Source organism: Acidithiobacillus sp. IBUN Pt1247-S3 (assembly GCF_041146875.1).
Classification (GTDB): Bacteria; Pseudomonadota; Gammaproteobacteria; order Acidithiobacillales; family Acidithiobacillaceae; genus Igneacidithiobacillus.
Genome location: NZ_JBFRXP010000001.1, coordinates 333,415 through 356,709, shown reverse-complemented (window position 1 = coordinate 356,709; position 23,295 = coordinate 333,415). Strand labels below are relative to the sequence as shown.

The window sequence follows — 23,295 nt, the reverse complement described above, 5'->3', positions numbered from 1 at the left end:
AAACGTCACACTGCTTTGCTAGAATGTCGGCAGGTCAAGCTCTCAGGAGAACATGATGTCCGAATCTACAGTCACCCAAAGTCAAGGCGCCACCCCCGAAGCACTGCTCACCGCTGACGGCGATGTTCCCAAAGTTCTCAGCGAGAATGGAATCCGGGATTTCACTGTCGCGGACAGCACGGAAATGGCGCAGGAGCACCACTTGGCTGCGGTGCGGCGCTATCTGGCCAGTAATCACCTTGAAGTTAACGACGCAAATATTGCGGCTGCCCTTGCTATCGTACAATCGGACGTTTCTGATGACGACATAATCTTCATTCGTGCGGGTTTGCAGAAATCGTCGCAGGACGAAACCAACGATGCCCTGAACCCAGACTGGCGTAGCGGCGGATACCCCTATAAGTATCGGATGCACAGATGTGACTACGAGCGCCTGAAATATGATCTTCAGGTCGAGTTGCTCAAGTTGCAGGCCTGGGTAAAAAACACTGGCCAGCGTGTGGTGATTGTTTTCGAGGGGCGTGATGCAGCGGGGAAGGGCGGCACCATCAAGCGCTTTATGGAGCATCTAAATCCTCGCGGTGCGCGTGTCGTTGCTCTAGAAAAGCCATCCGATAAGGAAAAAGGGCAGTGGTATTTCCAGCGCTACGTGGAGCAGTTGCCCACCGCTGGAGAAATGGTATTTTTGGATCGCTCCTGGTACAACCGGGCGGGTGTGGAGCGAGTGATGGATTTCTGCAGTGAGGCAGAATATCAGGAATTTATGCGCCAGACTCCGGAATTCGAGCGTCATTTGGTATACAGCGGTATTCATTTGGTGAAGTTCTGGTTTTCGGTTACCCGCGATGAGCAGCGCCGCCGCTTTGAGGAACGACGCCATCACCCCCTCAAACAATGGAAACTCTCACCCATGGATCTCGCATCCCTGGATCGTTGGGAAGACTACACGCGTGCCAAAGAAACGATGTTTTTTCATACCGATACAGCGTATGCGCCATGGACGGTGGTGAAGTCGGACGACAAGAAGCGTGCGCGTTTGAATGCCATGCGCCATCTTTTGCACACCATTCCCTATGAGAACAAGGACGTTTGTGCACTTGGCAGGGTCGACAATTTGATCGTGAGCCGTGCCCACGTGATGTACGGCGAAACTTCCCCACAGGATCTTAGCCCTTTTCAGGCCAGCGCGGAAAAATAATCCCTTGCCGGATTACGGGCGCGCTCGCCAGAGTGAGCGTGCCGGTATTTTTTCGCGTAGACAACGATGCTGGTATTTGCCTGCCACCTCGGAAACCTCAGCAAGTAGCCCGGCAGACAGGGTAATGGGTTGCAGGCCAAGGTGTTGTAACCCTTGATTTTCTACTTGCAGCTCGTTTTCCACATGCTCATTGCGAGGATTATCGACAAACTGCAGTTCCGCGCCAGTAAGTTCGTGGATTAGATGCGCCAGATCGCGCACGCGGTGGGTTTCGGTAGTTTGATTGAATACTCGTACACGCTCTCCCGCAGCAGGGGGATGATCTATCGCCAGACGAATACATTGTACGGTGTCGCGAATATGGATGAAGGCGCGGGTTTGTCCACCTGTGCCATGTACTGTTAGCGGGTGACCAACCGCGGCTTGCAGAATGAAGCGATTGAGAACCGTACCAAAATCACCATCGTAGTCAAAACGGTTGATCAAGCGCTCGTCACGCAGGGTTTCTGCTGTTTCCGTACCCCAAACAATGCCTTGATGAAGGTCGGTAATCCGTAAGCCATCATTCTTGTTATAGTAATAGAAAAATAGTTGATCCTGCGTTTTTGTCATGTGATAAACGGAGCCGGGATCAGGTGGGTAGAGTATCTCTGTATCTTCACTCTCTTCATTATTTTCTGGAGACAACAGGCGGACTCTCTGGTATCCCTCAGGTAATTTGAAAGACGATGTTTTGTACCCGTATACTCCCATCGTTCCCAAATGCACCAAATGGGTGTGTTCTTCCAGGCCGTTTTCGACAATGGCACAAAGAACGTTATGCGTAGCATTGAGGTTGTTGTCTACCGTGAAGCGTTTGTGCCAAGAAGATTTCATTGAATAGGGTGCGGAGCGTTGCTCGGCGAAGTGTACAATGGCGTCGGGCCGCCATTCTCCAATCAGAGTTTTGAGTTCAGCGTAATCACGGGCGATGTCAAGGGTGCTGAGACCAATCTTCTGTCCGCTAAGTTCACGCCAGGCTTCAATACGTTCCGAAAGGGAACGAATAGGGGTCAAGGATTGCACCCTTAGTTCCTCATCTTGGCGGCGGCGGACAAAATTGTCGACGATATGTAATTCATGTCCCTGTGCCGAAAGATGCAATGTTGTAGGCCAGCCGCAAAAGCCATCGCCTCCGAGAACCAGAATTCGCTTCTGCATGTTGATCATTCCTTTCCTGATTGGCTACAGAGTAGGCGAGATATACCAGAGATGGCAATGAGGGTGATAAATGTGACGGACTTATGACAAAAATATTGCAAAAACTTCAATTATTTTTGAAGGTTCATAAAACTGTAACATTCGTGTGCTATCGTGTACCGATCGGGTATGGTAGGTAGGAGTGCTTATGAATGCAGGTAACGTTCTCGATCAGCAAGGTGTAACGCGTAAACACCGGAGAATTCTGTGGGCATCGGGTTTGGGGATATTTCTCGATGGCTATGATCTCAGCATCATGGCGGTTGCGCTCATTTTGCTGAAACAGCATTGGCACCTTACACCGGCAGAACTGGGTGGGTTAGGCACCGCAGCTTTGGTTGGCGCACTCGTGGGTGGGCTCTTCGGGGGGCCAATCGCTGACCGTTGGGGTCGTAAGACGATCTACCTCATCGACATCGCCGCATTCTTCTTTGCCGCTCTCCTTTCCGGCTTCGCGTGGGACGCCACCTCGCTGATTGTGTTGCGTTTCTTTTTGGGGCTTGGAGTAGGAGCCGACTATCCCCTCAGCGCCACCTACATGGCCGAATTTTTGCCCAAAAGATCTCGTGGGACCGCTATGACCTGGATTTTCGGCTTGTGGATGGGGGGAGCGTTACTGTCCAGCATTGTTGGTTTACTCTTGCTGAATACCGGACCCGATGCCTGGCGCTGGATGCTGGTCTCGGGTGCCGTGCTAGCAGTGCTCGTACTTTGGCTGCGGCGCAATCTACCAGAATCACCGCGCTGGTTCATCCGCCGCGGTCGCTTGGAAGAAGCGGACGAAGTGGTAACTTGGCTGGCGCCACATCTTAGTAGCCGCGAGCGACAAGAGGCGTTGGGCGAACTAGCGGCGAGCATGGAAGGAGCAAAACAACATAATTGGCTGGATTTGTTTGGTAAAACCTACCGGCGTCGCACTCTCTACGCTGCTATCCCTTGGTTTTTGATGGACGTGATGGGTTATGCCATGGCGATTTTCCTGCCGATTATGCTCCTGCACTTGGGATTACATACGCATGAGCAGGCGGTTATTGGGAATGCGGTATTTACCGCTAGTTTTGTGCTTGGCTGGGTACCTCTGGCATTGCTCATTGATCGTATTGGCCGACGCAAGACGCAGATCTGGGGTTTTTTGGGCGATGCGCTAGGCCTTGCCTTGGTTGGTGCCTTTGCGCTGACCGGAGAGCCGCCCTTTGCCGTCGTTGCGGTGGGCTTGATCCTTTTTCAGGTAGCCAACAGCTTCGGTCCTGGCAATACTACCTGGATCATCCCCACCGAACTCTATCCTACCGAATTGCGTGCTAGTGGACACGGGTTTAGCACCGCCTTCAGCCGCGTTGGTGCCGCCACCAGCGTCTTCCTGTTACCCATCATTCAGGCACATTTTGGCATTGGCGGTTTACTGCTAATACTTGCGTCGGCGGGTTTGTTGGGCGCGGTCCTGACGCAGATATTGGGTGTGGAAATGGCGGGAGAAGTGTTACCGGAAAGTGGCCAGCCACGTGCTGACGCAATAACGCAGGAAGCCGCCTGATCAGTCTGTCTGGATATTTACGAGATGGTTAATAAAATCCTGCGTGCAACGTTCCCAGCTGTGCTGTAAAGCGGCGTTACGACAATCCTGGCGGTTTAGGTCAAGCGCAAGGACTGCTGCTTCCCTTAGGTCTTCGCGTAAAAAGCCATTCACTCCGTCTACAATGCTAGCCTGGGGACCAGTAACCGGGTAGGCAGCCACAGGCACGCCACAGGCATTTGCCTCGCGTACTACGAGCCCCAGGGTATCGGTACGGCTTGGGAAGACCATAACATCCGCAGCGGCAAGGTGACGGCTCAATTGCTCACCGTGCATCATGCCATGCCATTGTACTGCTGAATATCTTGCCCGCAGGTCTGCAGTCAGAGGGCCATCGCCAATGACATGTTTACTGCCCGGCAAATCAAGATGAAGGAAATCCTCCACGTTCTTTTCTACCGCCACACGACCAAAATAGACAAAAGCGGGGCGGGCGCCGGGAAGCAGCACAACAGAGTCCTGTTCTGGCCAAGGGCGAAACAGGTTGCTATCGACCCCTCGACTCCACTGCGCAAGATGCCGGAAGCCCCAGCCTTCCAGTTCTTCCGCCAGCGCTGGATTGGAGATCAGAGTGTGCGTAGCGCCATTGTGAAACCAACGCAGAAAGGCGTAGCTCCAGGCGAGTGGTATGGGAGTGCGAGCGGCGAGATACTCGGCAAAGCGAGTGTGGAAGGAAGTGGTGAACTGCCAGTTGTGACCAGCACACCAGATCCTTGCGGCCAGCCCCAGTGGCCCTTCGGTAGCGATATGCACTGCATCGGGAGTGCGCTCGGTGAAGGCACGCCCGATCTGTGCAAATGGCTCAGTCGCCAAAGGGATTTCTGGATAGCTCGGGCAGGGCATGGTCGGGCCTTCGCCACTGTGGATCACCTGCACTTCGTGACCCAGTTTCCGTAGTTCATTTGCTGTCGCCTGTAAGGCGCGTACGACCCCATTTACCTGGGGAGACCAGGCGTCGGTAACCAGCGCGATTCTCATCCAGCCTCCTGCTGCAGTGGACTTACGTCTTTACGAACACTGTCCGCCTCCGGCCAGCGTACCAGACGTAGCGTGCCGTCAAAATCTTCGACCAAGGCTGTGCAGCTCTCCACCCAGTCGCCATCGTTGTAATATTCGATCCCGTTCATGTTTTTCATTTCGGCATGATGAATATGTCCGCAGACCACGCCATGATACCCAGCGCGGCGACATTCCCGCGCGAGAAACTCTTCGTATTGACTGATGAACTGCACTGCGCGCTTGATACGGTGCTTGATGAAGGCGCTGAGGGACCAATGGCTACGAATTCCGAGGAGGCGATTGAGTCGTTGATGCCAACGATTAAGGGTCAGTAGCAAGCCATACCCTCGGTCACCCAGATGCGTGAGCCAACGTGCATAGTGCATGCTGAGGTCGAACTGGTCGCCGTGGGTGATCCACAAACGGCGACCATCCGCAGTCTCGTGCAGGCAATGAGGAACCACCTGGATCTCGCCAAGGGCAAGCCCGCCCTCGTCCCCTTCGAGAAAGGAGTCCAGCAGGCTAAGCACCGGGTCGTGATTACCCTGCACGTAGGTAACTTTTACCCCCGCGCGTGCCTGGCGAAGCACTTTTTGAATAACGGTGCTATGGGCACTGGGCCAGTACCAGCGTCGTTTCAATGCCCAGAAATCGATGATGTCGCCAACTAGGTACAGTTGTTCTGCCTGGTAGTGGCGAAAGAATTCGAGCAATGCCTCGGCCTGGCAGCCCTTGCTGCCCAAATGGATATCGGAAACGAAAATGGTCCGGCAGTTGCCGCATAGGTGGCTACTGGGGGTGGCTTGCTGAAATTCGGTCATGAAAGTTGCTTTGGCCGATGGAGTTAGCCGATTATAGTCAGTTCACAAAAGATTTGTCTCGCTTTTTACGCACATCAGCGCGGTTGTCACAAAAGTGTCATATAAATTTCATAAAACTGTAACATAAATACGTTACAATACGAAGTAGGTACTTATTTTTTCCGGGCCGCAATCTTGCATAGGGGATTATCGTGATCTATGCCCTCATCGCTGGAACTGTGCATCATGCCATGCACATGCAGGAGTTTCTTGCCATGCTCGCCGCTGCTCACTGGGAAGAGGTCGATCCACTGTACCATGCGCGGGTGATGCTCTTTGGTGAAGGCGCGGTCGCTGACTCTCTTGAAAAACGCTTGCGCTGGCAAAAGGCTACTCCCCGCCAAATTCATGAAGCATCTGAACTGCAACTGGAACTGCAGCAATGGCAACCACAATTATTGATCTTTTCCAATTGGGACAAACACTTGGCAGATACCCTGATCAATAGTCAAGAACGCTTGCTGCGGTTCGGTACAGCTGTCATGGCACTGGGCCCTGAAGGGGACGATGAGGCGATGACAGCGTTAGATGCGGGTGTCAACGTTTATGTTGGCGCGCCAGTTAGCGAGGCTTTGGTGCTCGCGCAGGCTAGTGCATTGTTGCGGCATGGCCATGCCTGGGAACAGGTGCGTATTGATGTTCCTGGGATTTTACGCATTGATCCAGAGACTCGTCGGGTCCACGTGCTCGAGCAAGAGTTGCGTCTAACCAAGCGAATTTTCCGTCTTTTTCACTACATGGCGCAGCAATCGGAGCGCACCTTTTCGGCCATGGAGATTGCCCAGCACTTGGCGATGGGAAAGCGTCACATACAACAAAACACCGTTGCCGCGCAGATTCACCGGTTGCGTAAAAATCTGGAAGAGGTGGGCGCTTCCAGTTGGTTGCAAACGGTACATGGTTTTGGTTACCGACTGAGTATCCCTCGTCAAAAATAAGCAGCAACGAATGTCATATTTATGTCATATAAACTTCATCATAGTGTCACATGATTCTGATATGGTGGAGTCTTAGCAAAACAGGAGAGTATTTCCGTGAACGTCGCATACATCGTACATTTGGCCAACTATTCCGATGGCATCTTATATGTTTTGATGGCTCTTTTGCTGGTCGAGCTGGCGGTAATGATTGATCGTTTCTGGTATCTACGCCGCACCCTTGCGCGTGGCGATGCCATCGTACATGAGTTAGCCGGGCATGGTCGGCTTGATCGTAGTTCGTTAGATCATCTTGCCGAGCAGGCCGGTGGCTTGCCAGAAGCGAGTCTGCTGCGTATGGCGGCGAGTCATGCCGGACAGGTGAAGGGCGATGCCCTCGCCAACCGCCTGGAAGAAGCGGTCATCGTGCTGGCGCCGCAACTGGACCGTCGCCTCTGGCTGCTCGACACCATCATCACTCTGGCACCATTGCTCGGCCTCTTTGGCACGATAATCGGTATGTTCCACGCCTTCCATGTGCTGGCAGCACCCGGTCATGCACCGACTGAGGTTACGGCGGGTGTTGCCGATGCCCTGGTGGCGACGGCGTCGGGCCTGTTCATTGCCATTCTTGGCTTGCTCACCTTTAACGCCTTCAACAACCAGGTGCGTATGATCTTGTTGCAGCTTGACTCGGTGAAGACCATGCTGCTCAACCGTATGGATGGGCAACCGATGTTGCACCCCGATGCGGACCCAAGCGAGCGCTCGGTACAGCCGGTCGCCGTGGCGAGGGCGGGCTGATGGACCGCCGCTATTTTGAGCGCAAGAAGGGGCGAGTAGAGATCATCCCCATGATCGATATCATGCTCTTTCTGCTGGTGTTCTTTATCATGATCACCATCCAGATGATCCCCGACCAGGGCCTCAGCCTGCAGTTGCCCCAGTCCAGTGAGGCCAAGCAACTGCCGCGCCCGCACATGACCATCAACATCCAGAAGGATGGCACGGTGGTGGTGAAAAACCACCATTACGACCTGACCGGCCTGCAGGCCCTCATTGCCAGGGATGGCGACCCAGGCAAAACGGTCATTACCATTGCCGCCGACAAGCAGGTGCCCTACCAGGACTTCATCCACGTGATGGATAGCTGTCAGAAGGCCGGGGCCAGCGATATTGGTCTGGCGGCCAAGGCGTCCTGAAGCCATGGCGACCAACGTCAATGTTCCTGTTTCGCCCTTGGGCCGGCCACGCAATGGCCAGGGCATCTTTGGTCGTGCCCTGATCATTGGGGCTGTGCTGGAGATGGGCCTGATTGGCGGCTTCGTCTGGCTCAGCAGCCAGAAGTCGCCCCCACCGCCGCCCAAGCCCAAGCGTATCGCCGTGCACATGGTGCAACCGGCGCCGCCCAAGCCCAAGCCGTTACCGCCCCCACCCAAGCCCGTGGTCCAGCCCAAGCCCGTGCCCCAACCGCCCAAGCCTGTCCCGCAGCCGCCACGGCCGGTGCCGAGGCCGGTGGTCCACCCCACGCCGCCCAAGCCCGTGCCCCTGGTGGCCAAGGCCCCGGCACCAACGGCCCCGATCGTTCCTCCAGCACCGGTAACGCCACCCCCACCGCCACCGCCACCAGCCCCCAGTCCGGCCTTGCGTCAGGCCGCCGTTGCCCGTTATGCGGCCTTGGTGCGCGCCCAGGTGCAGTCCCAGGCGCATGTGCCCGAGGCGGTGCGCTTGATGCATCTCAGCGGTACGGCCGTCATTGCCTTTGAGCTGACGCCCTCGGGTAGTTTGGTTTGGGCGCGTTTGAGCCAGTCCAGCGGCGTGAGTGCCATTGATGGGGCGGCCCTGGCAGCGGTTAAGGCAGGAAGCTATCCGCCATTTACCAAAAATATGCCCAAGCACCCCACGGTGTTTGATGTAGAGGTGCATTTGTCCTCCCACTCTGATTAAATCGATTTATGGGTTGGGCAAGGCTAACGGAGGGAGCGTCATGAATAAAATGGCTACACTACGGCGTAGAGCCGTGGGTGGGCTGGCGGGCCTCGTGCTTGCCGGTCTGTTGGGGGCAGGGTCGGCGTTGGCGGCGGATAGCGGGCCTGGGATGCAGTTTCAACACTACACCTTTGCCCTGCTCTGGCAGCCGGGGGTCTGTGCCACCTGGACCCATGTGGAGCCGGCCTGCAATGGGCTCAATGCCAGCAGCCGGGCCAGCCAGCAGTGGAGCCTGCACGGCCTCTGGGCCAGCCGGCCACAAAAATTGGTGGATGCCGGCATGGCGCCCAAGACCTGGTGGCAGCACGGGTGTTTCTGGTTCCAGAATCAGAGCGAGGCGCCCCACGATAGCTGTAGCCTGCCCAGCCTCAATCTATCGCCCGGCGTCAGTGCAGACATGAGCGCCAATATGCCCATGCGCAAGGTCTGTCTGGATCGCCATGAGTATTTCAAACATGAGGCGTGTTTTGGCGAAAAGCCCGATCCATTTTTCCATACGGCCCTGGGCCTGCTCGGGGATGTAAACGCTAGCAGCTTTACCGCCTTTGTGCGTGACCACCGTGGCCAATGGGTGCAGCGCAACGCGCTATTGCAGGCCTATACCCAGGCCTTTCACTTGCCTAATGCCCAGTCCATTGAATTGCGTTGTGAAAGCAACGACAACCATAGCGGCCACGAGCTGCATGGGGAAGGTAATATCCTTACCGAAGCCTGGATTACCATCCGGGCCAACGCCATCCAGGAATTCCCGCGCCCCGCAGCCTTTATGGATGGGCGCAAAGGGAATTGCGCAAAACTTATCCACATTCTGCCTTAGCACGAGGAGCGTTCCTTGGAATCCATTAATCGTCGCAGTTTTTTGCAGCACCTAGGTGCGGGTGCCGGTGCCGCTTTTGCCGCCCCCCACTTAATGGGCGTGGCCCAGGCCGCGGGGGTGTCCCCGGTACAGCAATTACGCAAAAAAATCGAACACGTCGTAGTCATCTTTCAAGAAAACCGCAGTTTCGACCATTATTTTGGCACCTTCCAGCCGCGCAATGGGCAGTCGGTCATCAACCTGCTGGATCGCGACGGCAAGATTGACGCCCGCTTTCAGGGCCTGCAAAAAAACCCGGCGGGCATTCCCTACGGCAACCTACCGTTGCCCACAGAGATCCCGGGTTTTCAGAATGTCGAGTTGCCCAATGCCCCCTTCCATCTGGCACCCTATATCCCTGCCAAGGGTACCGTGCGCTGGGACCCTCGGCATCGCTTTTTCCGCATGATGGCAGAAGTGAATAACGGCAAGATGGACCGCTTTGTGGCTCTGGCTACGGGCAGCCATCAGCGGCTGTCCCGGGATGAGCTCAAGAAGCTCACCCCGGCGCAGATTGCCTTTGACCTGGCCCGCCCCAGTGGTCCGGTTTTGGGGCATTACACCGGTGCCGATTTGCCTTTTTATCACGGGGTAGCCCACAACTATGTGCTTTTTGACCATTTTTATCAGGCCATGAGCGGGGGCAGCACGGGCAATGCTTTGTATCTGGCGGCCTGTCAGTCTTGCGTGAACCCTGGGGTGGCCGACGCCCATGTGGCCCCCTTCAATCCCAAGGCAGCGGGCCTGGAGCATGCGTTTTTTGATCTGCCCTACGACCATCGCCGGGTGATGGTCAACGATCTGCCCCCCATTCAGGGGCCCACGAACGCTGGCGATCAGAGCGCCTTGCGCATTGCCCCGCCGCCGGCGGCCCAGACCTACGATAACATTGGTGATCGTTTGAACGGGGCCAAGGTGGATTGGGCTTGGTACAACGAAAACTGGAACCGGGTGAAGCCCTGGGCGCTAAAGACGGCCTTTGGTCCGGGGGATGGCTCGGCGGTGATCGATACCTCACAGCTTTATGTCGCCCATCACAATCCCTTTCAGTATTACCCCCGTTGGCCAGACTATGTGCGTGACGGGCACATCCGCGATGCCGAAGACTTCCGCGAGGACGCCCGCCAAGGGCGTCTGCCGGCGGTGTCCTTTATCAAGGCGACCGCCTCCCATGATGAACACCCAGCGGACAGCGCCCCCTACTACGGCATGGCCTGGGTGGAGGAACTGGTTAAGGCCGTGGCCGAAGGCCCGGCCTGGGACAAAACGGCCATCTTCATCACCTACGACGAAGGCGGCGGCTTTTGGGATTCCTTACCCCCCAAGGTGGTGGATGACTACGGCTTTGGCACCCGCATCCCGGCGTTGCTGATCAGCCCCTGGGCGCGGCAGGGCCTGGTGGACCACCACCTGGCCAGCACCGCCAGCATCCTCAAGTTCATTGAGACCCGCTTTGGCCTCAGCCCCCTGACCCACCGCGACCGCGACGCCTACGATATGCTCGGTGCGTTCGATTGGGAGCAGAAGGCGCGGACGTTTGGGGTGTAGTTTTTCCGAATTGCTGGCCGAGTCGGACTATTCGCAGCCGCAGCCCATTGATGAGCGCGAATGGGTCGATGCGCCGGCCGTGGGTGCCGAGCTGCTGTGAAGCGAGGCGACATTTACCTGGTGTCGCTCGATCCGATCGCCGGGCATGAGCAGAGTGGTAGCCGTCCCGTCCTGGTCGTGTCGCCCGCTGAGTTCAACGACACCACCCAATTTCCGGTGATCCTGCCCATCACCAACGGCGGCGAGTTTGCACGCCGTCTGGGCTTCGCGGTACCCATCACCGGCATCAAAACGACCGGCGTCGTGCGTTGTGACCAGCCGCGTGTGATTGATCTGGCCGCCCGCCATGCCCGAAAGGTGGACACGCTGCCAGCAGCCCTCCTGGATGAAGTGTTGGCGAAGGTCGCCACACTCTTTGAGTGAAGGCTCAATGCCCATAGCTACAATTCGCCGACTGGTGGCGAAGATTGATCAGCGCATGTAGCAGCTTTCCGTCCAGGGGAGTGTATAGTGGGCGCGGGCCATCGGCTGGAAGATCATCTCCCGTGGCCCACGGATGTGCCCGCTGCCATGACCGTGTACGGACCCAATGGCTTTATCCGCAAGCTTCGGGGCAAAGGCGCCACGGCCTTGTTGGTACGGGAGCAATACCTGCCCGATGGCGGTTTGCGTCTACATCTGCGCAATGGCGGAGCTACGGTTCTGGAGGTGCGCGTGGTGGATAAGAGCTACGGCATCGAGGCCCGCGCCCTGTCCCTGCGTCCCCAGGAACACAAGACCGTGGACTATGCCTTGGGCTCCAGCGATGACTGGTATGACCTTGAGGTGCAGGACAAAACCCACAGCTGGCGCCTGGCGGGGCACGTGGAAAACGGGCAGATGAGCAAGACCGATCCGGCCAATGCGGCGCCGGTTCTAGCCATTTGATGTCTGCGGACAATTGTGCTCAGTATACTTCCTCTCAGCCCGGCCATTTGTCCTGCCGGAGCACGCCATGAGGACAGCGAGATGTCACGCGGTAATTCTCAGGCGGATGCGCGGTCCGGCAGTATAAATGTCATAATTTTTTCATCGGCGTGACGCAAAATCGTCATCAAAGATTCACAATGCTGTAACATTCACGTGCTACCGTGTTCAGATCAGAAGAAGCTTGGCTTCTTACACGGTTCACTATTGTAACGTTTCAACCATTATGGAAATTTCCCAGGAATTATTGTCCTGTTCACTCGTAAGCAAGCGCTACGGCACCCAGGTAGCTCTTCAGGAAGTATCTGCACAGTTGCAAGCCGGTGAGATCGTGGCCTTACTTGGGCCCAATGGGGCGGGGAAGAGTACCCTGTTGTCCTGTTTGGTGGGCTTGCTCTTGGTCGACCAGGGCAATGTTTGCCTCTTTGGCGAGGCGCTACCCCAACTCAGTACCCAGGCCCGGCAGGATACGGGCTTTGTCCCCCAGGATTTCAACGGTTTTCCCTATCTGCGGGTTGCGGAATTGCTGGAATTCATTGCGAGCTTTTACCCTGCCGAGCGCCGCTCCTGGGCGACCCTTGAAGACTGGGCTGATCTCGATCAGAAAAAGCGGGTGCGTGAGTTGTCCGGGGGACAGCGGCAGCGCCTGGCCATTGTTCTGGCGCTGCGTCATCGGCCACGCGTCCTGCTTTTGGATGAGCCAGTTTCGCAACTGGACCCCCAGGCGCGGCGGGATTTCCTCACCCTCCTTGCGGGGCATGTGCAGGAGAGGGAGGCCGCCGTTTTGCTGTCTTCCCACATCGTTTCCGATCTGGAGCGGATCAGTAGTCGGTATCTGGTGCTGAAGCAGGGCCAAGTGGTGGATGCTTGGAGGCAGGGGGATCTACCCACCGGCGCAGCAGAGGATCGCCTCCTCCAGCGGATAGAGGGGGAGCGATAATGGCTATTTGGCGTTGTCTACATCCCCGTTTTTTATTGCGGGACAATGTTATGCTCAGTCTGGGATTGCTGGGCTTTGCCGGTATTAGTACCCTCGTTGTTTCCACGCCAAGGGCAGCCACCCATATGGGTTCCGGAGCGGAAGCCCTTCTTCTGTTGATGGTTGCTGGATTGCTAGTGGCTTACTGGCGACTGCGTGCGGAGAATCTGCTACGTCTGGTGCCGGCATTCATGCGCGGGTTGTATGGGATGTTTGCCTTTCTCCTGCTGCTAATACTGTTGTGGGGTGGGGCGATTGTGGGGGATACCGGAGCGGATTGGCCCGGTACACTATTGCTGACGTCGTACCTGGCTTTTTTCGGTGTCGTTATGGGGCTTTTGACCCCTCGGGTAAGCCTAGAGAATCGTAGGTGGTCCAACAAAATCCTACCCGTGTACTTGCTGGCGTATCCAATCATTTTTGTTCCGGCGATCAACCACCGTTTCGCCTTTGCCCCGGCGTTTGTAGCGGTCCCCAGTGCGCTGCTCTTGCTCGCCCTAATATTTGTGGTTATGACACGGTCTCCGGCGGAGTGGCGTGACCTCTGGCAGCAACGAGCAAGGCGCTCCTGGCGCCTGAGTGCACCCCAGTGGTTTGCCGGGATGCGACGCTTTTGGAACTGGATGCCCGGGCAATGGAGCACTAGTCCTATCTTGCGCAGCGGTGCCTCGCCCCTGGGCGTGCCGGCTGCGCTGCTGCTATTGCCCTTGTTCCCAATCGGTATGACGGTCATGAATATCCTATCCACATCCCAAGATCCGAAGCATCTGCAAGTGATGGTTCCCTGGCTCCTGGGGGTTTGGCTGATCCCGGCCATGGCCATGGGGATGTGGGTCAGTATGCGGCCTTTCGACTGGGCTTACCTGGCGCTGACGGGGAGCGCCGGGGGTAATCGTCGAGCGATCAGTCGGCAGATGCTATGGCGTTACAGCCGCCACTGTGCCGCGCTGGCGCTGGCAATACTTCCATGGCCAGGCGTTGCCCTGATGTTATTGGGCTATACAGCCTTGCCGATCGTCTTGATTCTGTTTTTGCTCTGGCTCATGTTTCAGGTGGCGGCGTGGATCCCCCTGGCGGCTTATGGCCTGGGCTTGCGGGATGGAACTGCTGCCTTGTTCGGCTTGCTTTCCTTGGCAGCTAGTGTCTTCTTTCTGGGGGGGAGCACCCATTACTGGTTCTACCACCACCTCATAGATGTCCCCTTTCAGTTGCGCCTCTATGCGCTGCACGTCCTCCTGGCGATCTTGCCTATTGTCGCCGCCTTTGCCTTGGCGGAGCGGCGTTTGCGCCACAGTGATTGGGGGACCAGCAATCCGGCCTTCCCTAGCCTGCGGATGCGATTGCCGGGTCTTCTCCGCCCAGTCCGCCCAGACCCCGTGGCTACGCAACGGGTATGGGGGCCTTGGAGCGCAATCCTTTTGATCGTTGCCTTTATCGCGGGGCAGACTTTGCTTGCTGCTGGCTTCATGCTGATGCGGGGTTTCTGGTTGGGCATCCGCGCCGGATTTGTGGCGGCACATCTCCACCAAAGGCTTTCCACTGCGGCGGTGCAGGCCAGTATTCGCCATGTCAGCCCAGAACTGCTGGCCTGGGTAGAGCTATTGGCCTATGCCGGCGCTGCACTGCTCTGCCTCTGGTATCTCTGGCGCCGAATCCCTATAGAGACTTGGCGACGGAGTGCCGATACCGGCCTGGCTTGGTGTCGTGCCCAGTCTTGGCAGGGTTATGGCGTTGCGGTGCTGACGGTGTTGGGTATGTTGGTCGTGGCGCATCTGTTGTTTCAGCTGTTTCCCCCACCCAAGCACCTCAGTCCCAAGGACTTGGGCCTGTTTGACGGCCTACAGATGGGGGGCGTGCTGCGTTATCTGGTGATTTTTTTGATGCTAATTGGCGCCCCATTTACCGAGGAAATCCTCTTCCGTGGGGCGCTATTTGCCGGGCTGCGCCAGCGCCTGTCGGTGCTCTGGTCAGCATCAATTGTTACCTTGCTCTTTGTTCTGGCCCACGCCCCCAGCAAAATTGCCCAACTGCACTATCCCCCCGCCCTGATCCTGATCGCCCTGCTGGCCGTGGCCCTGATCTGGATCCGCATCCGTTATCGCTCCCTCTGGCCCGGCATGCTCCTGCACGGGCTATGGAATGGTGGGGGGTTTTTGCTGGCTATGTGGCATTGAAGCAGCGAGGAACCGGTTGCGCTAAAAGTTAAATGATTTATTATCTCCATTCTGAACAATCATCTGGAAATCGTGAGGTGCATTATGTTGCATAACTTTGCTTTGTCGTTAGTTATTTTTATGAGCGGTTTGATATTTATTTTTATTGGCCTACCTCTGTTCTTCATGAAGATTCCGCCAAATGGTTTTTATGGAATAAGAATAGCAAAAGCTTATGAATCAGAAGAATCCTGGTACAATGTGAATAAAATTGGTGGAGGGAAAGTGGTTGTCGCCGGTGTTATATTGATGGTCTGTGCTGTCCTGTTGCTTTTTGTTCCGCAAATTCATCATAAGCAGCATGAAGCTATTGCATGCATGATTTCTTTTGGTCTTGCAATTGCTGGCGGTGCTTCGACAAAAATTTCTGGGATTTGTGTATCTGAGGCCGCGAAAAAATAACGGTTTCTCGCGTCTTAAGATGATCGTCTGCCCCCTCGTCATTCTCGGTCGCCTATCCGATTCTGACCTTCGTTGAGCACGGAGGAATGAGGATGACGAAGGAAGGAAAGCGGGTGATGTGGCGTCAGCGGATAGATGGTTACCAGGCATCTGGGCTATCTATCAAGGCGTATTGCGCCCGCGAAGGCATTGCGATTCTGGGGGCTGTGATTTGCCCTGGCTTGGCTACCAAAAGTGGGATAGGTCCTTTCAGTTTGTCATAAAATTGGCATAATTTATGTATAAAAATGTCACATAAAGTTCATCATACTGTCACATTCCTTTGCTAGGATTTGACCCGTTGTTGCTTGAGGGTAACGACAAAGGTCAACTTTACAACATGCCCAGAGTTTGGCGCATCGTTGGAAATCCGCGATCCATAATGCTACGAAAGGAAGAAGTGCTCATGACTCAATTTGTCCCTCAATCCTTGCGCCTGCGCAAGCTCCCCCTGCGCCTAGCGCTATGTGCTGCGGGCGTTCTGCTGGCTGCGCATGCGGATGCCGCCGTTACGGCCCCCACCCAATCCGCCGCCGTTTCGGTAGGCGAGGTCAACGCCAACGCCACGGGCACTAATTATCTCGGCAGCAAGCAAGCCAAATCCCTTACCCACAAGCACAACTTCGCGTCTGGGCAATCCATAAAGGTGCTGGATAAAGAGCAGATGGCCGCCGCTGGCCCCCTGGGGGGCAGCGCTCAGGCCCTGACCTACGCGCCAGGCGTGGGCGTATCGGGTTACGGTTCTACGGGTGCTACCAAAACCTCCATCAGTATTAACGGCGTCAAGCAAGGCTGGGGCGGGTTTTCCGGTGGTCAGATTGATAACGGTAGCTTGTCCGTGGTGTTTGATGGCGTGCCCATGGTAGACCCCTCAACGGGCTTGTGGGAGTCACCTCAGGTGCCGCAAACCGGTATTTTGCAGGGCATTGGCATTACCTATGGCCCCGGCAATCCCGAAAATCGCTGGTATAACAATATCGGCGGACAGATTGATTTTGTTCCTCTGCAACCGACCGCCAAACCAGGTGCCGATATCAAGCTGACCTACGGTAGTTACGACTCCAAGAACATCGTTTTCAATATCCGTACGGGCAATATCGACGGGTGGTCCACTATTCTTGCTGGCGGCGCGGGTTCCGCTAACAGCTACCGTCAGAGTGCTGATGGTTTCAACAATCCCAGTTACAACTATGCGTGGTTCTTGAAGACCCGCAAGACCTTCAGCAACGGCGACTTCTCCGTTGGCGCCTATCTGGCCAAGGGCACCGGCTACCGCCCAGTTCCCATTCCGGTGAACCCCATCGCCGGGGTGACCCTGAATGGCACGGCCACTTCCCCGCTGTATAGCCAGGCAACGTCGGGATACTACTCCTCCCTGCCCAATGACGTGTGGTTCAAGCAGGACAGTAACAGCACCTGGTTGCTGTACAGCAAGCTCAATGTCGCCATGGATTCCACCTGGTCGGCGCATAACCTGATCTGGTATCGTTATGGCCACCGCCTGCATTTTCATTACAACAATTATGGCCTCTCCAATCCCAGCAATCTGTATGAGTACAACAATCCCCATGACGCGGTATATGGCGACAAGCTGTATCTGACTGCCAAGTTACCGTTCAATGCCGTCAGTTTTGGTGGATTTTTCCTCAATAGTCGTTACAACACCCGGAATGCCTTCTACAATCCCGCCGACGGTGGCAGCCGTTCGGTTCCCAACGCCCATTACCGTAGCGATTACTTCCAGCAGACCGACCTGGCTGCCTTTGTCCAGGATAAAATCACCCCCATCAACACTCTGAGCATTACCCCTGGAGTACGCTTCATCAATTATCAAACCCAGTACACTCCAGCCGGGCAGAGCGATTTTGCGGAAGCCTATGCCCTGTACCCCAAAAATGATCAAGGGCAGTTGCCGGCGTCCAGCACCAGCTTTACCAAGGTGGAGCCATCGGTGGATTTCAACTGGCGTGCGACCCCGTGGTTGGCGGTCTTTGCCAATTACGCCCAGGCTTACAAGGAACCCCAGGTGGGTGGCGGTGGGGGGCTGTACCAGAAGAAGGCCCCCATTTATAACCTGGAGCAGAGCGCTGACTACAACGCCGGCGTCAAGATCCATGTCAATGATGCGGCTTTCCTGCACCATTTCCTGTTCACCGCCAGTTTCTATCACCTCCATTACAGCAACCAGTACATCCCCCTGTATGATAGCAATGGCAACTACATCGGTGATGCCAATGGCGACTCCATTTACCAGGGTGTGAATTTATCCCTGGATGATGACATTCTGTATAACCTGCACCTGTTCATGAACGCCAATTTTGAAAAGGCGGTCTTTGCTCACTACGTGACCAGTGGCACCAGTTACGATGGGCTGCCAGTATCCAACGTACCGGACAAGACCTTCAACCTTGGGCTCAGCTATCGCTACTTTCTGGCAGGTGCCCTGCTGAAACCGCGCATTTGGTATACCTACACCGGCGCTCAAGCCATGTTCAACAACAATACCGGTGCCCCCAGCGCCCAAAAAATGCCCGCCTTCGGCACACTGAATCTGGGCATGGATACCGAGATCCCCACCCACAATGCCGTACCTCTGTTGAAGCGGGTGGATCTCAGTTTGGACATCCTTAACCTGACCAATAACCACTACAATGAGTTCGCCTACATCTCCAGCGGTGGCTTGCTGGGTGGTGACTCCCAGGGCCAGGTGCTGGCCCTGCCTGGCGCCCCGTTGATGGTGTTTGGCAGCATCTCGGCACATTTCTAGGTCGCAGCGGTGGTGAAAGAGAAGCGGGCCTTGGTCCGCTTCTCTGTTTTTTCGCGAGTTATTTTCCACCACAGGCTATAAGGATATTTATCGCTATGGAGAACTCTGTTCACGAATGGCCGCGCCACTTGCGCTGGCTGCATACGGCCTTCGCCGTACTCATCACCTTTCAGCTCCTCAGTGAGCTGGATATGCACGCCATCTGGAAAAGCGTGGGGGTCACACCCCTACAGCATGGACTCTTTGTCGCCCATATGGCATTCGGCGCCCTAGCCTTTGGGGTGATCACGCTGTTTTGGTGGCAGATCATCAAAAATCCGGCACTACGGCGGCATCTTTTTCCCTACGCGGGCGTGCATGGCGCACGGATTTTTTCGGATATCGAGGGGGTAATCCGCGGAGAATTACCCGCGGGAGGGCTGCGCGGTGGATTGCCTGGCATGGTTCATGGTGGGGGGATATTAGTGGTAACTGCCATGGCCATCAGCGGGGTCATCATGCTCATGCTGATCCTGAGCGCAGGCTTGGTGAAGCCGGCGGCCTTCTGGTATCAACCGCCCCATTATGTGCATTCCCTGCTGTCCAATCTGCTTTGGGCCTATTGGGTTGGCCATGTGTTTATGGCCCTTGCCCACAGTCTACAAAATTCCCGTATTCTGCGTATTTTTGTGCCCTGAGCCGTGTCAGCCCCAAGCAGAAATGGCCCCTTGGGCGTTTCAGGTGGGGCTTGGGGCAGGCCCATTCTCCGTCCCCAACGGGCGGGGAGATGGCTTCTCCATCAAATAGGTGCTTAGGGCTGCCACCTGTTAGGAAGGCGGCCCACCGCACCCGCCTGGCTCCCCCGAGAAAAGCACACTCCCTCTCAGAGTACCCGCACGCCCGCAGGAATTTCTCTGGATTCTACCAAAAGGCCTCTCGGGCAAACCGTTGAAACAGGTCCGACGCCTTGTATATAAACCCAAGCCCGACTAGGATAATGGCATTATGCCCACCATTGATCGCATAGGCGCAGCGCGGGTAGTGATCTACTTCAACGATCATCGTCCCGCTCATGTGCATGTGATACAAGGAGATTGTAGGGCTGTATTGATATTGCGTTGCCCAGACGGGCCACCGGAGCTACGGGAGAATATCGGCTTTTCCAGAACGGAGATGCGTCACGTTTTGGAAGAAAGCATATCCCGATTGGCATTATTCTGTGGAGAGTGGGAGAGGCACCATGGACCAGATAGACAAAATTCTTGAGCGCGACTGGGACGCTGCAAATCAGCGTGGACAGGAGACGCTTGCCGCTGGCCCACTGGCGGAGTCCGCCTACTATGACCAACCCACGGGAAAGGTCGTGATCGAGCTGAACAACGGCGTTGGCCTACACATCCCACCGGCATTGATTCAGGGCATGGAGAATGCCACTCCCGCAGATATGGCCGAGATCGTCATAGAAGGACATGGCATTGGGTTACACTTCCCGCGACTGGACGCCGATCTGTACGTACCCGCATTGGCGCGTGGGGTTCTCGGTACATCAGCATGGATGCGCAGCCTAGGACGGAAAGGGGGCATATCAAAAAGCCCTGCTAAGGCCGAGGCCGCCAGAAGAAACGGGCGGCTTGGCGGGCGGCCACCGTCAACAGAAAAGAAGGTCGCATCGTAAGGTCTCAAAACAGCACCCGACCGGCAGGCCATGAACCCAGCAAAATCCGGCCCTCCGCCCAGGCTGTAGAGGGTGAAATAGAACACCCGGTAGCTCAGGGTGCGGGTTGTGGCGAAAAGGCGCTGGGCTTCGTCGACGGTGACGATGTCGGGCAGACGCTGGGCCTTGGGCGGCTTGACCAGGTTGGGCATGGCCCAGGGGTTATGCAGGACGTAGGTGGTGTAGAACTCCAAGCCGTAGAGGTCGAGCTTGATCGTGCTCCAGGAGTGGCTCTCGATCAGGTCGCTGAAATAGTCGGTCAACTGGGCCTCGGAGAGGTCATCAATCTGGTGGCCGAAGTAGTCGCCCAAGCGCCGAATGGCACGGGCATAGGCGTCGAAGGTCTTGGGTTGCAGGCCCTTGCGCTTGAGGTGCTTGAGGTGGCTCTGGTAGTGCCGGTCGAAGTGTTCGGTAGAGCAGGTCGTCATGCTGGTTCATCCTCACGAAATATTGCAGAATCAACCCCAGAGAAAAAACTGGGGGTGAAGGTGCAGATGACTTCGTGTCAGGCCGGTCGGCGACTCCTCCGCGTAGCGGCTTCGTCCAACATTGCGGTCAAGCGGGACGCGCCAAAAGCGGCGCGCCCCTTACCTTTACGTTGGGCAATCCTTTGCCGTCCCGCCAGCGCCGGCTTTTGCGAAAGGTGTGGCGAGTTTGAGGCATCCATTGCCCTCGGCGACGCTGAAATCCTCGCGGGCGAATTACCCCGTAAGCAATTGCGCTTAGTGCAGGCATGGATAGAGCTTCATCGCGATGAGCTGATGGCGGATTGGGAACTCGCTGTCAGTGGCGAAAATCCCTACAAGATAGAACCGTTGTGAGGTCGCCATGTACTGGGACGTAAAAATTGTCAAACCGCTTCCAGATTACAGAATCTATGTCGAGATCGAGGATGGACGTAAGGGCATTTTTGACTTAACCCCCTATCTCGATCATGGCATTTTTCGCGAGCTCCGGGACGTGAATTATTTCAATAGAGTGGGTATTCTATTTGGCGCAGTAACCTGGCCCAATGAGCAGGACATTGCGCCAGAAACTCTGCTATCTGAAATGCTCCCCTTTGAATCAACGGCGTCCAACCCGGCAGTCCACGCGGACGTTGCGCGATAAAGCCGCGCAGCGCCGGTTAGCTCTACGTTAGAGCACATATGCCCACCCGTATTGCAACCTCCCAAGACGCAGAGGCCATAGGTGAAATTCGAATTGCCGCTTGGAAGGCTGCGTACACAGGGTGCATGCCCGCCAGCTATTTGGCCACACTAAGTTCCACTGACAATCTAGATCAGCGTCGAGAATTCTTGGCAAATACACCCAATGGTGTAAAAGTTCATGTGGCCGAGAAAAGCGATATTGTTGTTGGGTTTTCTATAGTTGGTCAGCCGCGCTATCCGACAAATCCCAATGCCATAGAGCTTTGGGCACTCAATGTGCTACCTGAATTCTGGAGAACTGGTGTTGGTTCTGAGCTAATACAAGTCTCAATTAAATCAGTGTTAAAAGGTCCGTACTCCTCAATGGAGCTATGGTGCATAAAAGGAAATATGGCTGCTGAATTAGCGTATCAACGCAATGGGTTTTCCTCCACACATAAAGAACGCACTACCTCCAATTTAACAGGGCACCCGTTGCATGAAGTTTTATACTCAAAAATGCTCTAAGAGGCTGCTGAAAAAGTCTTGTGTTATAATTCGTCGCCCCTGATTATATCCCAACCCACTGATAACACTATTGAATGCGCCCTATCTGTGGTATAATTTCTCATTCATTCTGGGTGTTCCTCTGTACCGATCAATTTTGGGCGTCGCCCCCGCGCGGCCGCGCCGCTAGACCGAAAAATATCCGGCTCCTCTCTATCATCCCTCTGTCCGGAAGGTGGCCAACCGCCTTCTGGACAGAGGGAGAGGTTCAGGCATGGATTTTGTGTCAGCCAAAGCATCAGGGGAATATCTGCTTTGTCTTTGGTCGGCCACCTTTGCGACCGTTCGCTCTTGCGCTGATTGCCTTGGCGGGGGAGCGTGCCCGCCCGCCGATAGTGCCAAGCTGCGACGCCATCCACGACCGGGAGCCGAGTTGTCCGGCCATGAGGCCAGGAACATACAGGTCGGCATCGAGCTTGGGCCAGTGTAGTCCCAGGCCAGACGGGCTAATCTCAATGGCGGCAAGGTCTTCCGGCGAGGCGTTCTCTAGGCCCTCAGCAATATGCGCCGGAAAAGTTTGGGCGTCCTGCGCCCCTTCTTGGGCGTTTCAGGTAGGGCTTGGGACAGGCCCATTCTCCCTCCCCAACGGGCGGGGAGATGGCTTCTCCATCAAATAGGTGCTAGGGCTGCCACCTGTCACGCGCCGAAACCAGTGCCCGAAACTGTCCGCAGAGGCGAAGCCGAGCCTTTCAGCGATTCGCGCATTCCCGAACCCTTCGTCTAAATTGCGCACCGCCTCAATCAATAAAAAGCGGTCATACCACTGGTGGAATGAAAGACCGGTATCGCGCAGGAACAGGCGCATCAATGTACGCTCACTGGCACCCACTTGCCGTCCCCATTCCCCAAGAGTTCGGGGGGCGGCCATCAGGGTATTGGTCAGGCGCTGTAGCCGTGCGTCCATCGGTAATGGCAGCACTAGGCTAGCTGGTTGGGCTTCAGCAATTTCCTCAATGAGCATCGCCGTCATGGTCTGGCGGCGCTGAGGATGGTCTTGCACCCAACCTTGGTCCATTAGCCGCTCACACAGGGCGACCATCAACGGTGTGGAAAGCAATGGGCCAGCCGGTAAGGAAAAATGCCGAGATTCTGCAGTAGTGAGGTAGAGTGCCGCTAATTCCATTCCCTTGCTTCCAGATCCCCAGTGGACAAGCCCTGCTGGCACCCATGCTGCCATGCCTGGCTTCAGGACCCAATTGCTACGCTCGACGTGGCCGTACAGAATGCCTCGTCGAACCAGAATAAACTGACCAACATCGTGGCGATGAGGCGCGTGCTCACCCTCCTTTGGGCTCTGTGCACTACTGAAATGGCGTTCGATGAGATCCATGCGCACCACTATCGCCCAAAAGCGGGCGGG

The 23,295-nt window shown here is 55.9% G+C and carries 26 protein-coding genes and 1 pseudogene; 20 read left to right on the top strand and 7 right to left on the bottom strand.

Annotation, left to right across the window (positions count from 1 at the left end):
* Positions 1–55: 55 nt before the first annotated feature.
* Positions 56–1,198, top strand: a complete 1,143-nt coding sequence (gene ppk2, locus AB4090_RS01845) for a polyphosphate kinase 2 (protein ID WP_369572146.1) — start codon at positions 56–58, stop codon at positions 1,196–1,198.
* Positions 1,199–1,210: 12 nt separating this feature from the next.
* Here ppk2 and AB4090_RS01840 read toward each other — a convergent pair whose 3' ends face one another.
* Positions 1,211–2,398 (bottom strand): NAD-dependent epimerase/dehydratase family protein, encoded by a 1,188-nt coding sequence (locus tag AB4090_RS01840; RefSeq protein ID WP_369572145.1) that lies wholly within the window; start codon positions 2,396–2,398, stop codon positions 1,211–1,213.
* A gap of 187 nt (positions 2,399–2,585) precedes the next feature.
* Here AB4090_RS01840 and AB4090_RS01835 point away from each other — a divergent pair, with 187 nt between their 5' ends.
* A complete protein-coding gene (locus AB4090_RS01835; protein ID WP_369572144.1) occupies positions 2,586–3,971 on the top strand; it encodes an MFS transporter in 1,386 nt (461 codons plus the stop codon).
* On the opposite strand, the gene AB4090_RS01830 is transcribed toward AB4090_RS01835, so the two are convergent.
* Positions 3,972–4,988, bottom strand: coding sequence for a glycosyltransferase family 4 protein (locus tag AB4090_RS01830; RefSeq protein WP_369572143.1), 1,017 nt, complete (start codon positions 4,986–4,988; stop codon positions 3,972–3,974). It lies immediately after the preceding gene.
* Complete coding sequence (locus AB4090_RS01825) at positions 4,985–5,830, bottom strand: UDP-2,3-diacylglucosamine diphosphatase (protein ID WP_369572142.1); 846 nt, start codon at positions 5,828–5,830, stop codon at positions 4,985–4,987. The genes AB4090_RS01830 and AB4090_RS01825 overlap by 4 nt, the downstream gene beginning before the upstream one ends.
* A gap of 191 nt (positions 5,831–6,021) precedes the next feature.
* On the opposite strand from AB4090_RS01825, the gene AB4090_RS01820 reads away from it, so the two are divergent.
* From AB4090_RS01820 to AB4090_RS01760, 13 genes are all read left to right on the top strand, one after another.
* Positions 6,022–6,807, top strand: a complete 786-nt coding sequence (locus AB4090_RS01820) for a winged helix-turn-helix domain-containing protein (RefSeq protein WP_369572141.1) — start codon at positions 6,022–6,024, stop codon at positions 6,805–6,807.
* Positions 6,808–6,903: 96 nt separating this feature from the next.
* A complete protein-coding gene (locus AB4090_RS01815; protein ID WP_369572140.1) occupies positions 6,904–7,590 on the top strand; it encodes a MotA/TolQ/ExbB proton channel family protein in 687 nt (228 codons plus the stop codon).
* Positions 7,590–7,988 (top strand): ExbD/TolR family protein, encoded by a 399-nt coding sequence (locus tag AB4090_RS01810; protein WP_369572139.1) that lies wholly within the window; start codon positions 7,590–7,592, stop codon positions 7,986–7,988. The genes AB4090_RS01815 and AB4090_RS01810 overlap by 1 nt, the downstream gene beginning before the upstream one ends.
* A 4-nt stretch (positions 7,989–7,992) precedes the next feature.
* Positions 7,993–8,733: an energy transducer TonB gene (locus tag AB4090_RS01805; protein ID WP_369572138.1), complete on the top strand. Its 741-nt coding sequence runs from the start codon at positions 7,993–7,995 to the stop codon at positions 8,731–8,733.
* Positions 8,734–8,773: 40 nt separating this feature from the next.
* On the top strand, positions 8,774–9,592 hold the full coding sequence (locus tag AB4090_RS01800) for a ribonuclease I (RefSeq protein WP_369572137.1): 819 nt from the start codon (positions 8,774–8,776) through the stop codon (positions 9,590–9,592).
* A gap of 15 nt (positions 9,593–9,607) precedes the next feature.
* On the top strand, positions 9,608–11,179 hold the full coding sequence (locus tag AB4090_RS01795) for a phospholipase C (RefSeq protein ID WP_369572136.1): 1,572 nt from the start codon (positions 9,608–9,610) through the stop codon (positions 11,177–11,179).
* Positions 11,180–11,239: 60 nt separating this feature from the next.
* Positions 11,240–11,602, top strand: coding sequence for a type II toxin-antitoxin system PemK/MazF family toxin (locus AB4090_RS01790; protein ID WP_369572135.1), 363 nt, complete (start codon positions 11,240–11,242; stop codon positions 11,600–11,602).
* A gap of 87 nt (positions 11,603–11,689) precedes the next feature.
* Positions 11,690–12,106, top strand: a complete 417-nt coding sequence (locus AB4090_RS01785) for a phospholipase domain-containing protein (RefSeq protein WP_369572134.1) — start codon at positions 11,690–11,692, stop codon at positions 12,104–12,106.
* Between the two features lie 286 nt (positions 12,107–12,392).
* A complete protein-coding gene (locus tag AB4090_RS01780; protein ID WP_369572133.1) occupies positions 12,393–13,085 on the top strand; it encodes an ABC transporter ATP-binding protein in 693 nt (230 codons plus the stop codon).
* Positions 13,085–15,298 carry a lysostaphin resistance A-like protein gene (locus AB4090_RS01775; RefSeq protein WP_369572132.1) on the top strand — a complete coding sequence of 738 codons (2,214 nt, stop codon included), beginning with the start codon at positions 13,085–13,087 and terminating at the stop codon, positions 15,296–15,298. The genes AB4090_RS01780 and AB4090_RS01775 overlap by 1 nt, the downstream gene beginning before the upstream one ends.
* 120 nt (positions 15,299–15,418) lie before the next feature.
* Positions 15,419–15,739 (top strand): SdpI family protein, encoded by a 321-nt coding sequence (locus AB4090_RS01770; protein WP_369572131.1) that lies wholly within the window; start codon positions 15,419–15,421, stop codon positions 15,737–15,739.
* 445 nt (positions 15,740–16,184) lie between these two features.
* Positions 16,185–18,545, top strand: coding sequence for a TonB-dependent receptor (locus AB4090_RS01765; protein WP_369572130.1), 2,361 nt, complete (start codon positions 16,185–16,187; stop codon positions 18,543–18,545).
* Positions 18,546–18,640: 95 nt separating this feature from the next.
* Positions 18,641–19,222, top strand: a complete 582-nt coding sequence (locus AB4090_RS01760; protein WP_369572129.1) for a cytochrome b/b6 domain-containing protein — start codon at positions 18,641–18,643, stop codon at positions 19,220–19,222.
* Positions 19,223–19,445: 223 nt separating this feature from the next.
* On the opposite strand, the gene AB4090_RS01755 is transcribed toward AB4090_RS01760, so the two are convergent.
* Complete coding sequence (locus tag AB4090_RS01755; RefSeq protein ID WP_369572171.1) at positions 19,446–19,586, bottom strand: hypothetical protein; 141 nt, start codon at positions 19,584–19,586, stop codon at positions 19,446–19,448.
* Here AB4090_RS01755 and AB4090_RS01750 point away from each other — a divergent pair.
* Together AB4090_RS01750 and AB4090_RS01745 are read left to right on the top strand one after the other, a co-directional pair.
* The gene (locus tag AB4090_RS01750) at positions 19,530–19,790 is read left to right on the top strand and encodes a DUF4160 domain-containing protein (RefSeq protein ID WP_369572128.1); all 261 of its coding nucleotides are present in this window, start codon (positions 19,530–19,532) and stop codon (positions 19,788–19,790) included. The genes AB4090_RS01755 and AB4090_RS01750 overlap by 57 nt on opposite strands.
* A pseudogene (locus AB4090_RS01745) lies at positions 19,765–20,001 on the top strand (DUF2442 domain-containing protein); the annotation flags it as partial. The gene AB4090_RS01750 and the pseudogene AB4090_RS01745, both read left to right, overlap by 26 nt.
* Here AB4090_RS01745 and AB4090_RS01740 read toward each other — a convergent pair.
* A complete protein-coding gene (locus AB4090_RS01740; RefSeq protein WP_369572127.1) occupies positions 19,938–20,666 on the bottom strand; it encodes a site-specific integrase in 729 nt (242 codons plus the stop codon). The pseudogene AB4090_RS01745 and the gene AB4090_RS01740 overlap by 64 nt on opposite strands.
* 66 nt (positions 20,667–20,732) lie before the next feature.
* Here AB4090_RS01740 and AB4090_RS01735 point away from each other — a divergent pair, with 66 nt between their 5' ends.
* From AB4090_RS01735 to AB4090_RS01725, 3 genes are read left to right on the top strand one after another with little or no spacing between them, the layout of a single operon-like run.
* Positions 20,733–21,059, top strand: a complete 327-nt coding sequence (locus AB4090_RS01735; RefSeq protein WP_369572170.1) for a DUF4160 domain-containing protein — start codon at positions 20,733–20,735, stop codon at positions 21,057–21,059.
* Positions 21,060–21,066: 7 nt separating this feature from the next.
* Positions 21,067–21,348, top strand: coding sequence for a DUF2442 domain-containing protein (locus AB4090_RS01730; protein WP_369572126.1), 282 nt, complete (start codon positions 21,067–21,069; stop codon positions 21,346–21,348).
* A 38-nt stretch (positions 21,349–21,386) separates the two neighbouring features.
* Positions 21,387–21,896 carry an N-acetyltransferase family protein gene (locus tag AB4090_RS01725; protein ID WP_369572125.1) on the top strand — a complete coding sequence of 170 codons (510 nt, stop codon included), beginning with the start codon at positions 21,387–21,389 and terminating at the stop codon, positions 21,894–21,896.
* Between the two features lie 277 nt (positions 21,897–22,173).
* Here AB4090_RS01725 and AB4090_RS01720 read toward each other — a convergent pair whose 3' ends face one another.
* Positions 22,174–22,437 (bottom strand): DUF2442 domain-containing protein, encoded by a 264-nt coding sequence (locus AB4090_RS01720; RefSeq protein ID WP_369572169.1) that lies wholly within the window; start codon positions 22,435–22,437, stop codon positions 22,174–22,176.
* A 45-nt stretch (positions 22,438–22,482) separates the two neighbouring features.
* A complete protein-coding gene (locus AB4090_RS01715; protein WP_369572168.1) occupies positions 22,483–23,265 on the bottom strand; it encodes a helix-turn-helix transcriptional regulator in 783 nt (260 codons plus the stop codon).
* Positions 23,266–23,295 lie beyond the last annotated feature (30 nt).